Annotated in this window: 9 protein-coding genes and 1 tRNA gene; 3 read left to right on the top strand and 7 right to left on the bottom strand. The window is 47.6% G+C overall.

Annotation, left to right across the window (positions count from 1 at the left end; translation table 11 throughout):
- The first annotated feature begins 74 nt into the window (after window positions 1-74).
- A complete protein-coding gene (locus tag LZD49_RS07725) occupies window positions 75-1478 on the top strand; it encodes a metallophosphoesterase family protein (RefSeq protein ID WP_234666767.1) in 1404 nt (467 codons plus the stop codon).
- Between the two features lie 49 nt (window positions 1479-1527).
- On the opposite strand, the gene LZD49_RS07720 is transcribed toward LZD49_RS07725, so the two are convergent.
- The 3 genes from LZD49_RS07720 to LZD49_RS07710 are packed head-to-tail and all read right to left on the bottom strand — an operon-like array spanning window position 1528 to window position 7227.
- Entirely contained in the window at window positions 1528-4521 is a 2994-nt protein-coding gene (locus LZD49_RS07720; protein ID WP_234666766.1) for a glycosyl hydrolase family 28-related protein, read from the bottom strand.
- 6 nt (window positions 4522-4527) lie between these two features.
- Window positions 4528-5304, bottom strand: a complete 777-nt coding sequence (locus tag LZD49_RS07715; protein ID WP_234666765.1) for a ThuA domain-containing protein — start codon at window positions 5302-5304, stop codon at window positions 4528-4530.
- Window positions 5305-5355: 51 nt separating this feature from the next.
- Window positions 5356-7227, bottom strand: a complete 1872-nt coding sequence (locus LZD49_RS07710) for a CocE/NonD family hydrolase (RefSeq protein ID WP_234666764.1) — start codon at window positions 7225-7227, stop codon at window positions 5356-5358.
- 123 nt (window positions 7228-7350) lie between these two features.
- On the opposite strand from LZD49_RS07710, the gene LZD49_RS07705 reads away from it, so the two are divergent.
- Window positions 7351-8457: an MBL fold metallo-hydrolase gene (locus tag LZD49_RS07705; protein ID WP_234666763.1), complete on the top strand. Its 1107-nt coding sequence runs from the start codon at window positions 7351-7353 to the stop codon at window positions 8455-8457.
- Between the two features lie 4 nt (window positions 8458-8461).
- Here LZD49_RS07705 and LZD49_RS07700 read toward each other — a convergent pair whose 3' ends face one another.
- The 4 genes from LZD49_RS07700 to LZD49_RS07690 all read right to left on the bottom strand — a co-directional run bounded on the left by LZD49_RS07700 (window position 8462) and on the right by LZD49_RS07690 (window position 11613).
- Entirely contained in the window at window positions 8462-8701 is a 240-nt protein-coding gene (locus tag LZD49_RS07700) for a hypothetical protein (RefSeq protein ID WP_234666762.1), read from the bottom strand.
- Window positions 8702-8712: 11 nt separating this feature from the next.
- On the bottom strand, window positions 8713-8898 hold the full coding sequence (locus LZD49_RS36005; RefSeq protein WP_409021303.1) for a type II toxin-antitoxin system HicA family toxin: 186 nt from the start codon (window positions 8896-8898) through the stop codon (window positions 8713-8715).
- 142 nt (window positions 8899-9040) lie between these two features.
- Window positions 9041-11215 (bottom strand): T9SS type A sorting domain-containing protein, encoded by a 2175-nt coding sequence (locus LZD49_RS07695; protein ID WP_234666761.1) that lies wholly within the window; start codon window positions 11213-11215, stop codon window positions 9041-9043.
- 326 nt (window positions 11216-11541) lie between these two features.
- Window positions 11542-11613: transfer RNA gene (locus LZD49_RS07690), tRNA-Glu, on the bottom strand.
- A gap of 255 nt (window positions 11614-11868) precedes the next feature.
- Between LZD49_RS07690 and LZD49_RS07685 the strand changes: the two genes are divergently transcribed.
- Entirely contained in the window at window positions 11869-14349 is a 2481-nt protein-coding gene (locus tag LZD49_RS07685; RefSeq protein WP_234666760.1) for a M14 family zinc carboxypeptidase, read from the top strand.
- The last annotated feature ends 7 nt before the right edge of the window (window positions 14350-14356 follow it).

Here is a 14356-nt window from a genome sequence, read left to right as displayed (position 1 = left end):
AAAATGAAGATAGCAACTAGCCCGATTGCTTTCCAAACGGGTAATATTGTGACCACAATTTGCACAATGCTCCTATGCAGTCTTTTAACAAATTATATTTCAAATTCCTTTACGCAGGAATTCTACTGAGTGCTGGTGTCGCGCCTGCATACGCTCAGCAAAATAAAAGTTATCCGCCTACCTCTTTTCCCGATCGCGTGATACTGGGTTATAAAGGCAATCCGGCAACTTCTCAGGCCGTCAACTGGCGCACCGATTCAACGGTGACGAACGCCATTGCTGCCATCCATGAAGCCGATCCCTCCCCAGATTTTCCATCCAAGGCACGCACCGTTCAGGCGGCTACGCACAAAGTTGTGCTGGATGGTAAAACGGTGCACTACCACGAAGCCAACTTCGGCGACCTGAAACCAGCCACACAATATGTTTACCGCGTTGGCGATGGCCAATCGTGGAGTGAATGGTTCCATTTTAAAACGGCTTCCGATAAGCCTGAACCAGTTTCATTCCTTTACTTTGGCGACGCACAGAACGATATTCGCTCGCTATGGTCGCGGGCTGTACGCGGAGCATTCGCTACATTGCCCAAGGCGAATCTGATGATCCACGCCGGCGACCTGATCAACAACTCTAATGTAGATTACCAATGGGGCGAATGGTTCGAAGCCGGGGGGTGGATCAACGGTATGGTTCCAAACCTGGCGACTCCCGGTAACCACGAGTATTTCCGCGACGAACAAAAGAATCTGTTTGTATCGAAACACTGGAAACCGCAGTTCGCATTACCGGAAAACGGCCCCGAAGGACTTTCAGAAACGGCCTATTACATCGATTACCAGGGTGTCCGATTTATTTCTCTTGATTCACAAGCAGCTATTCTGGATTCAACGACAATGAAAAAACAGGCTGCCTGGTTTGAGCAAGTCACTACTAATCACCCAAACCGCTGGACGATCGTCGTACACCACCATCCGATTTATTCCACCAAAAACGGCCGTGACAATGATGAATGGCGTGACAAAATGGAGCCATTGTACAAAAAGCATAAAGTAGACATCGTTCTGCAAGGCCATGACCACACCTATGGTCGCGGGCTCAACATTCCGGTCGGGCAGAGCCGCAAAAAGCCGAATGGTCCGATTTATGTGGTTTCGGTAAGCGGACCGAAAATGTATGATATCGGCCTGCAAAACTGGATGGACCGCGCCGCTTCCAACACCCAGCTGTACCAGGCTATTACAGTCGATCAAAACAAACTTTCATTTAAAGCGTTCACCGTCAATGGCGACTTGTACGATGCGTTTGATCTCAATAAGGATAAAAACGGTGTCAATACACTGGTTGAGCTTTCGAATACTTTAAAAATGAAGGAAAGGCTCGATTTGCCGGAGCATTATCTGAAGACTTTCAAGGAAGAAGAATTGAAGGAGTATAATCAGCGTTACCAGGAATACAAGAAGCGCAAGGGTATTAATTAGGCCTAAAAATGGCTGGCATTCGATCAACAATGCCAGCCATTTGAATTTGCTATTTTACCCTGATTGCATACAAGCCATTCCGGCCGGTGATGAACAATGTATTACCATTTTCCCCGGCCAAAACAATCGTCGATGGCCTCTCTGGCGTCTCAATTAAATTAATCTCCTTTCCGGAAGGGTCAAATACATAAATCTGTCCGTCGGCGATATACACATTGCCTTCGCGATCCACTGCCGAACTGAATTCCCCCTTCTCCGCGAATAATTGTGGTTCGGACAAATGGCCTTTCGGCCCGACGTTGAAACGGAATGTTCTTTTCAGATATTCATCGGTACCATATAGCACTTTGCCTGGATAACCTTCAACCAGCGCATTGGAACGCGCCAGATCGTAAATTTCCGGCACGATGGTCACCAAATCGGGCGCTACCCAGCATGTGTTGAATTCATTGGTACTTACTTTCAATAAATCACCCGAATCTCTTCTGCGATTCGAGGGATTTAAGGTTTTAACAATGTCTTTCTTCTTACCGAGCGGCAACCACAAAAGTCTTCTTATAGTTTCCTCCGGCTTGTCTGTATTAATGGAGTATACTAACGTCCCAAAACCATTATTCCCCCATCCACTGAAAGAGGTCCCGGCGGCATCAGGCGGGTTAGGAAATGTCTCTGGTCGCCCATTCCTGATATAGCCCTGTTTCGGAACATATTTAAATACCACCAGCAAGCTATCCTTTGTATCCACACCCAGCGAAAGCGGCTCCCATGGAAAATCGGCCACCAGGCTCAATGTATTTGTTTCTACAGACCATTTATAAATCCGTCGGGCGCGCGATTCGCTGAAATACACATTGCCTTTGCTATCCCGGCAAATGCCGTCCGCGAATTCAAATCCTTTTGCCAATTGCACCACTTTCCCCGGTTGCAAATCAATGGGTTTGGGTTTGGGATTGTCGATAATGAGCCTGTTAAACTCCCACGGACGCACTTCAAGTCCCGAATTCACATCGAAGAGCGGAACCGTCGACGGGTATTTTGTCTGGCTGTAATTATGCACGTTCAGGAATTCCAATTTCCGATTATTCCACGACCGGATGGAATGCGGATAAGGTGTGCTTACGCGGATCACCCGAAACATGTACAAATTTGCAAACACCATATTGTCGCAAGACTCGATTTCGAGCGGCTGACAGTTTGAACTTTCCTTACTCTCCTCCTCCAATTGCAAGGCATACACTTTCCAGTTCGAAACATTTTTGAACCGCACCTCATTACGAACATGATGCTCTACCGACATCGCATAAATACGTCCGGGCGTGGACGTGTTCGACACATAAGTACCCGCGGAAGCGAAAGTATTCGCCGTCCAGATATTCTTGAATGTTCCACCGCCGCCATTAGTTATCCAAAGGCTCCAATATTGCGTATCCCAATGCTGTTCATTGCCTACATGCGACGCATTGCTCAATACTTCTTGCCCGGGTCGTTTTCGCATAATATTGCCATGTCCGCCCAGAAATTTCACATCATTGACATACGAATTGCCTCCTGCTGTCCATTTCAAACCAACAGCGCGGGTATTACTGGCAGCCGTTGAAATACCAATTCCAGTGAGAACATTACTGCCGCCCTGGGACGACTCTACCATCGGTTTCGGTGGCCCAAAACTTCCGAACGCTTCTGTGTTATCCTGCAAAATGAATTGGGTCGAAACCGGATTGAGACCGATAAGCATTGTTTTTTCTTTCAGTTTCAATGTTTCCGTAATGCGGTACCAGCCTTGCGGGACGTAGATGGCACCATGCTGGTCAATGGCCGCTTGTATTGCCTTTGTGTCGTCGGTAATGCCGTCCCCCTTCGCACCTAATGCTTTCAAATTCACCCAGGTCTCCATAGCCGGGAATGCGGGAATGTCCCTGGCGGCAGGGACTGGTTCGATTTTCAGTGTTTCAATTTCCTGTGTAGTAGTATGAACCGGTTTTGCGTCAATGGCTGCCATTTGCAGACCGTGGTTGAAAGCTTTTATCCTGAACAGCTCCCCCTTACCGGCAATTTGCTTTCCGCTTTCGCGAAAACTCACGAGTACCGGCACCTTTTTACAATCGATGTGCCGCAAACTGATTTGTGTATACGCATTGTTCTCATTACTGATTACCAGGGCCGGACCGCTTATGTTTTCGAAGCGGCTGTCTTCGATGAACAGTTTTTCGTAAAAATTAGGATTGACCTCTAAAACCGTTGGTACATTCTTAACCGTCATTCGCACAATGGTAAGACCGGATTCTTGCGAACGGATCGCCGCTTTGCGCTGTCCTTCAAAATAGGTGTCCACCATCATAAACTGCCATCCCGGCGATGGCTTGAAGGTATAGATACCGTATTCTCCACCAAAAAAGCGCACGTCCTCCATTTCATTACCCACATCAAACATGCCTGCCTTGCCGTCGCCCGCGTAAATATCGACGTGTGAAATAAAGCTGTGTTGCGCAAAATGTGTCCGTAACGCTACTGCCGAAGGGTTACCGGCCCCGATCCGAAGATCCACATTGGACATAGCGCTATAAAAAGTGCTGGCGCCGGCGTCGGGAATGGGTTGACCTTCTTTAGGGATCGATGAAGTAAACCAAAACATATATTTGGCATTACCCTTATCCTGCGGGTATTCTTCCTGAAAACCCGGTGCATTGTTAGCCAGCACGATCTCTGGTCGCTTTTTACCATAACCGATCACGCGGACGGCCGTAGGAATGTAGATAGTCTTGCTAATCTTGTAAATACCCTCGGGAATGAAGACGATCCCGAAATTATAGTTAGTCTTTACTTCATTAATAGCCCGTTGCAGCTCATCGGAGACGTCGGTCTTACCGTCATTTGTGATTTTGAAGCTCTCTGAGGTGAAGTAAACAGCATCGTCGTCCTCCAACCCGGCCTGGTAAAACGACTTGCTTTCAGAGGTTTTCGCGTTCACCGACTTTTTCTTTTGCGCAAAGCAAACCTGCTGCACTGAAATGATCAGCACAGCTAATAAAATTCTTGTTAACATATCCGGTTATTTTTTGGCAGCCCAGAGAATGGCGTTTTTGAAAATGGTTTTGTAAACGTCGCTTTCGAAAAGTACTGGCGAATGCCCCATAAAAATGTAGACATTCTTAGCCTTCTTTTTAGGATTCGACCAAATAACCGGGTGATCCCCCATTTTGATCTTCGAATCGGGCTGGTAAGTTGATTCGTCGACGCCCGCAATCACATCTACATTCGCCCTTGGGCTTTTGTCGTAGATGTACCATTCCTCTTTTTTTACTGAAAAAGATGCGGGTACCCCTTTCATGATCGGATGCTTGCTGTTTTCGATTTTCACCGTCGCTTCCGCGAAATCCGCAATGTAGTTTTTGTAGCGGATACCGCCCATGAAATCCGAAAACCAGGGCCATATTTTATACCCATCGAATTCCCCCAGTAAAGTGGCATGATGAAAGCCGATCCAGCCTCCCTTGCCTTCATCGATATATTTTTCAAATGCGGCCATTCCCTCGGGCTTCCATGCATAAGGCACATAATCGAGCTGGATAATGAGCTGATATTTGGCAAGATATGCTTCGTTAATCGGGTCGGCTTTGTCAATATAATCAATGCTGAAATGTTCTTTCTCGGCCAGAGAGTCGAGCCACGGCCGCGCCGCTTTAGAGTAGGCAATATGATGGCCGCCGGGTTCTGCCATTACCAAAACATGAAATTTGGGCTTCGTCTGTGCACAAACACCCATCATGCTGGCGGCGAACCACAGCACAAAGCAATAAACCGGGATTCTCCCGAAAACAGTTTTCATTGGATTTAGGATTTTAAAGGATTTAGGATTAAAAGGGTATTATTCAAATGATCAGCGCATTACAGGCAAAGTAATACTGCTAGGGTTCTTTGCATTATGATGAATGGTGATCCGCGACTTCTGGAAATCGGATTCCGACGCTTCAAAAATATTTATGAACTTCTGCGGGTTACGGTCAACCAGCGGAAACCAGCTGCTTTGCACCTGCACCATAATCCGATGGCCTTTCTTGAAGGTATGCGCCACCTCATTGAGCTTAACCGTCACTTTCTCGATCTTGTCCTTTACAAATGGCTCGGGTTTCGAAAAACTGTTTCGGAACTTTCCCCGCAGCACTTCCGCGCGAACCATTTGCTGGTAACCGTCCATAGCAACCGGCTTCTCCCCCTCCTTAGCTGCCACAATCGTCGATCCCGCCGGCCAAACATCGATTACCTTTACAATGAAATCCGCATCCGAGCCGGTCATCGACACCATCAGGTTCGCGACGATCTCGCCGGTCAAAGTCACATCTTCCGTCAACGAATCGGTTTGAAAGCTCAGCACATCCGGTCGTTTGGACGCGAAACGCTGGTCTTCGGCCATGTATTCATTATTCCTATGACCGCTTGTGACGCTCGTGTAAGGCACTGGATTCGCCGGATCGCTTTCATAGCTGGTCGATCCTGCATCGTTTGTCAACCTCGCAACGGCCATTTTCCCCTTTGGCCCAAAATTATAAGTAGTCGGCTGGATATTTTCGGGCGGCCACACATCATAATGCTTCCATTGATTAGAGCCTGTCTCAAAAACAGTTACCTCCGGCTGGTCAAATGAGCCTTTCCCTTTGAGATAGTAATTGAAAAACTTCGTTTCGATTTCTTCCTGATAATATTTGTTCACATCTTTCCCAAACTGATATTGCGCAAAGCCCTTCCAAACCGGCGCCGCCCAGCCACCGTGCGTCCATGGGCCCATTACCAGCCGGTTGTTGTTGCCCGGGCTCTGCTTTTCGATCGCTGCATATGTTTTTAATGCACCATACAGATCTTCGGCATCGAACCACCCACCCACCACGAGCACCGCGGGTTTAATGTTTTTCAAATGCTTTTTAACATTCCTCGACTGCCAGAACTCATCATACACCGGATGCGCGGTAGTCTGTCGCCAGATCGAATTCGGATCGGCAAAATAGGGAGCGGCATTGGTCTTTTTCAACGGACCGAAATCGAGGAAATATTTGTAAGCATCATTGTATTCTGCATCGAAGTGGCTCTGATAGGCCGTCCCGTCTTTACTTTTCAGTCCATCGAATCCACTGTAAAAGCCGAAATTATCCATCAGGAAAAATGCGCCGTTGTGGTAGCAATCGTCCCCGATGAATTCGTCAGACATGGGTGCCTGTGGGGAAACGGCCTTCATCGCCGGATGTGCGTTCGGTAAACCCGCGGAAGAATAGTAACCGGGAAATGAAATGCCCCATTGGCCTACCTTCCCATTGTTTTTGGTATTTTTCAAAAGCCACTCCACCGTGTCGTAAGTATCGCTGGACTCATCCACGTCCCTATTGCTTTTTTTGTTCTCAATAGCCGGCGTCATTTCCCGGAAACTCCCCTCGCTTTTGTAACGTCCGCGTGCGTCCTGATACACAAAAATGTACTTCTCCAGCATGAGCAATGTATTAGGCCCGAGAGCGCGCCGATAGTTGTTTTCACCGTACGGCCGTACCGAGTACGGTGTCCGCTGCATCATGATGGGGTAGGTTTGTGAATCGTCTTTGGGAGTGTAAATGGCTGTAAAAAGCTTCACGCCATCGCGCATTGTAATGTATTGCTCTGTTTTCGAGTAGTTGGTCTTAATCCAGCTTGTGTCGGGAGCGGCATTTTGGGCAACCGCCACCCATGATAAAAGATATAGGAAACACAGCAATGCATTTCTTTTCATATTACCTGGTTTTTTGTTTGGATAAGTAAAATCAAAAATACGTAAGAAACCGTACATTCGTCCACTACTTGATTTCATACCCTTCCACATACTATGGCTAAACGGATCATTAAATTTTCCTTCATGATATTCTTCATCATCCTGGCATTGGTAGTCATTGCCGCGGCTATATTCATGCAGCAACCGCAATTTGGAAAACACCCTTCTGGCGCACGGCTCGAAAGAATCACAAAATCTCCCCATTACCGCGACGGGCAGTTCCAGAATGAAAGTTTCACACCCGACCTCGCTGAGGGCAGCAGTTATTTGAAGGTTATCACTAAATTTTTCTTCGGTAAAAGCAAATACAACATCCCCGGGACATTAATCCCTTCGCAAAAAACGGATTTGCTCCACTTGAAACCGGAAGAAGATGTGCTGGTATGGTTTGGGCATTCGTCGTATTTCATCCAGATCGACGGGAAAACCGTCCTGGTCGATCCGGTTTTCAGCGGCAGCGCCTCCCCCATCCGGTTCACGACACCTAGTTTCAAGGGAACCGATGTTTACAAAGTGGAGGATTTCCCTCCAATCGATTACCTCTTCATTTCGCACGATCACTGGGACCACCTCGATTACGACACAATTCTAAAACTCAAATCCAAAGTCAAAAAAGTGGTGACCGGCCTGGGCACCGCCGAGCATTTGGAATATTGGGGCTACGATGCTGCGAACATTATCGAAAAGGATTGGAACGAGGGAGCCGATCTTGGTGATGGGTTTAAGGTAAACATCACTCCCGGCAGGCATTTCTCCGGACGTGGTTTCAGACGCAACCGCGCATTATGGGTCTCATTTGTGTTACAGACGCCTACCATGAAGATCTTTATCGGAGGCGACTCAGGTTACGATAATCATTTCAAGAAAATCGGGGCGGAATTCGGGCCATTCGACCTGGCATTGCTGGAATGCGGCCAGTACAATGAAGCCTGGAAGTACATTCACATGATGCCCGAGGAAACCATTACTGCCGCGCGTGAACTCGGTGCCAAAAAGCTAATGCCCGTCCACTGGGCCAAATTCGCTCTCTCCATCCACGACTGGAACGAACCTATCCTCCGCGCCAGTGCCGAGGCCGAAAAGCAGCATATGCCGCTCGTAACACCGCTCATCGGACAGAAAGTTGATTTGAAGGGTGATCAAATATTTGCGCAATGGTGGAAAGAGGCGCAATTGCAGCCGGAGGAGTAACCTCTTATACTTTTATCAGAGTAGGGTCATCCACGTATTCAAAATGAATATCAGCAGGTTGCAATGAGTTCCACTCCGGGTATGTACTACCCTCGTTATGAATGTAATCATCGAGCAATTCCCGCAAGTTTTGCTCGATTTCCTCGCTGTTTGCCCCAGAGGTGACTGGCAGGTAGTCAGGTACGTTTTCGATACGACCCCAAATCTCGCCTTCGCCTTTCTCGATGATAACTGTCAGTTTCATAAAATCCCTATTTAAGTCCGGCCAGTTTTAAGATTCTGTTCAATGTCCCGGAAGGAATATCCTTCCTTCCTTCCGTGGTAGGGTACCGGAATTGCCTGAGGCATTTGCGGATGCTTGAAAATGCGATGACTACCTCGGCATCTCGCCTCTTTCCAACCATTTTGTTCAGGAATCTTGATCAATTCCTTTGCGTTCATCTTGTTATAGTGCGTGTGTCAAAATAAAGGTCGCAAAAACGCGACTTTTTTTGCAATGGGGTTCGACGTCATTTATACTGAAACAAAAAACAGCCGGATCGTTAAACCCGGCTGTTCTGTAAATCTCAAACTAATTCCAATCTTACTCAGCCTTAACAAACCGCAGCTTGGTTGCTTCGCCCGCGTGATTGATCTTAATAAAGTAATGTCCGCCAGCAAGCTTCTTCACATTCACACGATGATTATTCTTCCCTTCCGAAATGTTGATCGCTGAATTGCTAATCGGTTGACCGGCGAGGTTATAGATCGTTACGTCCGAAGCACCCGCCTTGCGCGACGAAAATTGAACGTTTACATAATCCTGCGCAGGGTTCGGCGCGATGATTGTGCCGGTGATCACACCAGGATTGATCGCGATGATCTTGCTCTTGGTATAAGAGCCGTCGATATCAATTTGTTTCAATTGGTAATAATTAGTCCCCAGCAACGGCTGCTCATCCAGGAAAGTATACTTTCCAACCCGCTCATCTGTCAGCGCTACTTTACCGAGGATTTCTTCATTCTGCATGCGATCGTCGTAACGAAGAATTTCAAATTCCTTTCCATCTTCCTCAGCTACCACGTTCCAGGTCAATTCCACTCCCTTTTCAACTGCTTTTCCATCGAAATTCGCTACATAGATCGGGAGGGGCACACCCACACCAAAGGGCTTGCTGGTGACTGCCGATTTACAATTACCGCCTTGTATCTCGAGAGTGTATGCGCCCGTCGCCAGTGCATTATAATTGATTGCAGGCCGGTTGCTTTGTGGAGCAACTCGATTCTGGCGGATCACTGTACCATTTTGCTTAATTCGCCAGTCGATCGAGAAAACGTTCTCCCCGTCAAACAGAAACGAAAGCGTTGTTTCCTCCGACGTCAAAACCGCTTGAAGTTGTGGTCCGCGGGGACATGCCGTGCGGGTATCGGTAGCCGATACAGTAAAACTGCGTGTCGCTACTGATGCCGCCTTGCAATCCTCCGCTTTCAATTCGAAAGTGTATGTGTCATTTTGCAGGTAGTTGAACGTCAGATTCGTTGAATTGGACGTAAGAGTGCCTGTTTTACCACTCGCCACCGCAGAACTGCCTTTCAGTATCCTCCACGAAAACACATGGAGGTTAGTACCACCAAAGTTGATGGTCGCACTGCTGGGAGTAATTGCGGTGACACTGGCCACCGACGGTCCGTTCTGGCAGTCGGGAACAGTCACCACCGGCTCGTTGATCGTAAATGAACGGCTATTTACCGTCGAAGTGCAATTATTCCCTTCGATTTCCAAAGTATAACCACCCGGAGCGAGCGAGTTGTAAGTCAGATTCACACTCGTAGCACTGCCGAAATCGTTCGTAGTACCCGATCTTACTTCAGTTCCGTTGGATTTGATACGCCATTTAAGGCTGCTAACACCAGAACCGGTGAAAGCGAGCGTCAATGCAGTTTGGCTAATGCTGGTAATGTTGCTAATTGTCGGGCCGGATGTGCAGTTGTTATCAGGCAGTGGCGTCGCAGCCTTGGGGTTAGTAGGCCAGAAGCAGCCATTCACCATATCAGGTGTGAGCACCCCTCTCCATTGTGGATCCAGAAAGCTTCCGTCCTTACCCTGAATAGTCTCAATGAGCACACCCATGTAGTAGTTATCCGTACGATCATCAGTTTCTCCCTGTTTGATCATCACGCGCAACAAGCCATTCACATATTTAATAAACTGGTAAGTGTTGCCGGTACTTCCTTTGAAAACCCCCAGCCGGTCTCCGTTCGGCATTACAACCCCTTTACAGGTAATTTGTCCGCTTCCATTACTGCCTAGTAAGTTGACCGGATTTGTGCTCGGGTCAACCGGGTTTACACAACCTTCGATCAGCGCGTCACTGGCAGCGCCAATCGGAAAAGTATTTTCTTTTAGATGATAAAGTATCCAGACATTATCAGGCACGCGGCCATTCCAATTAAGGTAAACCCGATTGTCTTGAATGCGCGTGTACACGGGCTGATCGTCTCCGGTTCTTCCCAGGTATTCTCCGTGCGTCCAGATGCGGCCACCGCAGGAAACCCGGGTAGCCAGCGGCGCCGGGGCTTCGGAGGTAATTGTGTAAGGTTTTTCTACAGACTCCGCGTAGGGGTTCCTGATGTCGTAAGAGCCATTCAGGTCAATCGCGATACTGCTTTCTACATTAGCGCTGTCGACACGCGCTAAGGTGCCTTCGGCCTCGTTAGGAGCTGCTGCTACTGAGCTTATCACTCCTCCCGCAAAAAAAAGTTTCAGTAAAAATTTCATAGAGCGTAAAAAATTAGTGGGCAATGTTACCGATGTGACCGGGTTAATACATTTAGAATCAACCGCATCGTTCGTTTCAAATATACTACAAAGGCTTAGAAAAATTTTTATACTTGTAGAATAATATTGCCAAATAAACATGTCCTAATTCCTATATTTTACACAGAATCTTTTTAAAAGTAGCTTAGAAGCACTTTATGCCTTATTTTTTGACACAGATTTTATGACAGGAGCGTCGAAGATTTTTAGAGAAGATGAAAAGCAAAAAAACCGCCCAGAAATCTGAGCGGTTTTTGCAATGATTGAAAGTGCTATCGCACGGTTTGTGACCCATAGGGGAATCGAACCCCTGTTTCAACCGTGAAAGGGTCGTGTCCTAACCGCTAGACGAATGGGCCGACTGGTCTCCTACTTCGCGCGTTTTACAAGCACTTTCTTTCACTTTTCGTTTCCCTGTTCCGAAAACGTGGTGCAAAGATGCAGGGTTGAATTTGAAAAAGCAACATCACGGCGCAAATAAATATCAATTAATTTTTAGTTGACTCATTTTCAGAATATTCAAATCGAAAGTTTTTTTTATCCATTCCGCAGTGGCCGTAAATTCAGGCAACTTTCTAAATTTGGGTTGACCGACTTCCACTACTTCACTTCCTATGGCCAAACTGATCCGCTACTTACTCTTCTTGCTTTCTGTACAATCTGCATTTGCGCAAACTCCAACTCCCGATCAGTTCCTTGGCTTCCCGCTCGGGTCCCGTTTTGCCTATCATCATTTGATCATCGACTATTTCAAATCTGTACAGTCACGAAATGCCGACCGGATGAAGCTTGTTCAGTACGGAAGCACCAATGAAGGCCGGCCTCTCATGCTGGCATTTGTTTCATCGCCAGAGAATATCGCGAAACTCGAAAAGATACGGACCAATCACCTCAAAAGTACCGGCTTGCTTCCCGGCACTCCGGACGCCAGTGTCCCCCCGATCGTTTGGCTGAGCTACAATGTCCATGGTAACGAGTCTGTATCAGCAAATACGAGCATGAAAGTGATTTACGAACTACTCAACAGGGATAATGCATTAACGCAGGATTTCCTTAAAAACATGGTTATCCTTATAGATCCGTGCATTAACCCCGACGGCTATGAACGATATACGCAATGGTACAACCGGGTGCAAAATGCGATGCCCGACGTGACGCCTTTTGCACTGGAACATGACGAACCCTGGCCAGGCGGTCGATTCAACCACTACCTTTTCGACCTCAACCGCGACTGGGCATGGCAAACACAAAAAGAAACTCAGGAACGCATTGCAGTATACAATCAATGGATGCCACATTTCCACGCCGACTTCCATGAAATGGGACCTTCACGGAGTTATTACTTCCCACCTGCCGCCAAGCCGTATAATAAGGACGTAACAGCATGGCAAAGGCAGTTCAACGAGCTAATTGGTGAGTACTGCCGCAAATACTTCGACAAAAACAATTGGGCTTATTTCACCCGTAATGATTATGATCTCTTTTATCCTAGTTACGGCGACACCTGGCCGACTGCGAACGGTGCTATCGGCGTTACCTACGAGCAAGGTGGAGGCGGGCGGGCGGGCCTGGCATTCGAACGGGAGAACGAACATGACACGCTAACGCTGAATAACCGCATTTCACATCATTACGCTACTACATTAGCTACATTGGAAGCGGTAATGTCCCAAAAGGAAAAAGTAGTGGCGGAATTCATCAGGTTCCACCAGGATGCCGCGAATGCGCCAGCCGGGAATTTCAAAACTTATGTGGTTAAAGCGGGTAGCAATACGCGGGCATTTAAAAATTGGCTTGACCGACAGGGCTTTTCATTTGGAATGGCAGGCAAATCAATATCCGCCAAAGGCACAGAGCTTACTTCCACGACAGAACAGGCATTAAAGATTGAGCAAAACGATCTGCTGATCAGCGCCTATCAACCCAAATCCAATCTGCTTCGCATTCTCTTTGATCCTAAACCCGCATTGGAAGACTCGGTGACGTATGACGTTACCAGTTGGGGACTTGCCTATATTTTTGGGTTAAAGGCCTACGGATTGAAAGAAAAGCTGAGTCCGTCGACGGTTAATGCTCAGCCTATCAATAATCCTCTTCCTGCCACCGCACCGTACGCTTATCTCGCAACCTGGTCCGGCCCGGAAGACGCCGCTTTTCTGGCAGAATTACTAAAAAGTAGCGTGCTCGTCAAAACCTCCAACACGCCTTTTGAGATGGATAGGACGACGTACGCGGCGGGCACGTTGATCATCACAAAAAAAGGGAACGAAGGATTGGCATTCGATAAACTCGTGACGTCGGCTGCTAACAAGCATTTTGTCAAGCTCACGCCTGTTAAAACCGGTTTTGTTAGCACAGGTCCCGATTTTGGGAATGACAATGTCGTAGCCCTCAAAGCCCCAAAAATAGTGGCAGTTGCCGGCGATGGCATTTCCGCTACCGCGTTTGGCGCGGTCTGGCATTACTTCGAACAACAAATCAAATATCCGGTAACAATCATCAATGCTGCTAAACTTGCGGATCTGCCGTGGAATGAGGTGGATGTTCTGATACTTCCTGATGGTCGGTATGGCGACATTATCGGCGAAAAACACCTCGAAGCGATTCAAGGTTGGGTTAAAAGCGGCGGTAAGCTGATTGCCATGGAGCGAGCGACAGACGCATTTGTGAACAAAACCGGTTTCGGCCTGACCAAAAAGTTCTCAGAGAAAAGAAAGGACGAGGATATCTTCAAAAAATACGGTGCACAGCAGCGTGAGGACGCCAGCGACTCATCGCCTGGCAGCATGTTCGAAGTAACCATGGATGCCACCCATCCCCTTGCATTTGGATGCAGCGAGGAGTATTTCACTATCGTACGCGACGCTTACGAACGCGACTATCTCAAAGAAGGCTGGAATGTGGGTTACCTCAAAGAAGACAATTACAAAGCTGGGTTTGTGGGTAAGAAAATGTCGGGCAAGCTGAAAAACACGCTCATTATCGGTGCGCAGGAAATCGGCCGTGGCCAAATCATCTACCTCATGGACGATCCCGTATTCCGGGCGATGTTACAGAAGGGAAAGGTCTTGTTTGGTAATGCGGTGTTTAGATAATGAGTGA

This window comes from Dyadobacter sp. CY261 (assembly GCF_021440085.1).
GTDB lineage: Bacteria > Bacteroidota > Bacteroidia > Cytophagales > Spirosomataceae > Dyadobacter.
This window is presented reverse-complemented; position numbering and strand designations above follow the sequence as displayed.

What these genes read in the sequence shown, in the direction of transcription:
- LZD49_RS07705 (WP_234666763.1), top strand. Translation starts at nt 7,351, where the DNA reads ATGATATTCTTCATCATCCTGGCATTGGTAGTCATTGCCGCGGCTATA.
- LZD49_RS07715 (WP_234666765.1), bottom strand. Translation starts at nt 5,304, where the DNA reads ATGAAAACTGTTTTCGGGAGAATCCCGGTTTATTGCTTTGTGCTGTGG.
- LZD49_RS07725 (WP_234666767.1), top strand. Translation starts at nt 75, where the DNA reads ATGCAGTCTTTTAACAAATTATATTTCAAATTCCTTTACGCAGGAATT.
- LZD49_RS07695 (WP_234666761.1), bottom strand. Translation starts at nt 11,215, where the DNA reads ATGAAATTTTTACTGAAACTTTTTTTTGCGGGAGGAGTGATAAGCTCA.
- LZD49_RS07710 (WP_234666764.1), bottom strand. Translation starts at nt 7,227, where the DNA reads ATGAAAAGAAATGCATTGCTGTGTTTCCTATATCTTTTATCATGGGTG.
- LZD49_RS36005 (WP_409021303.1), bottom strand. Translation starts at nt 8,898, where the DNA reads ATGAACGCAAAGGAATTGATCAAGATTCCTGAACAAAATGGTTGGAAA.
- LZD49_RS07720 (WP_234666766.1), bottom strand. Translation starts at nt 4,521, where the DNA reads ATGTTAACAAGAATTTTATTAGCTGTGCTGATCATTTCAGTGCAGCAG.
- LZD49_RS07685 (WP_234666760.1), top strand. Translation starts at nt 11,869, where the DNA reads ATGGCCAAACTGATCCGCTACTTACTCTTCTTGCTTTCTGTACAATCT.
- LZD49_RS07700 (WP_234666762.1), bottom strand. Translation starts at nt 8,701, where the DNA reads ATGAAACTGACAGTTATCATCGAGAAAGGCGAAGGCGAGATTTGGGGT.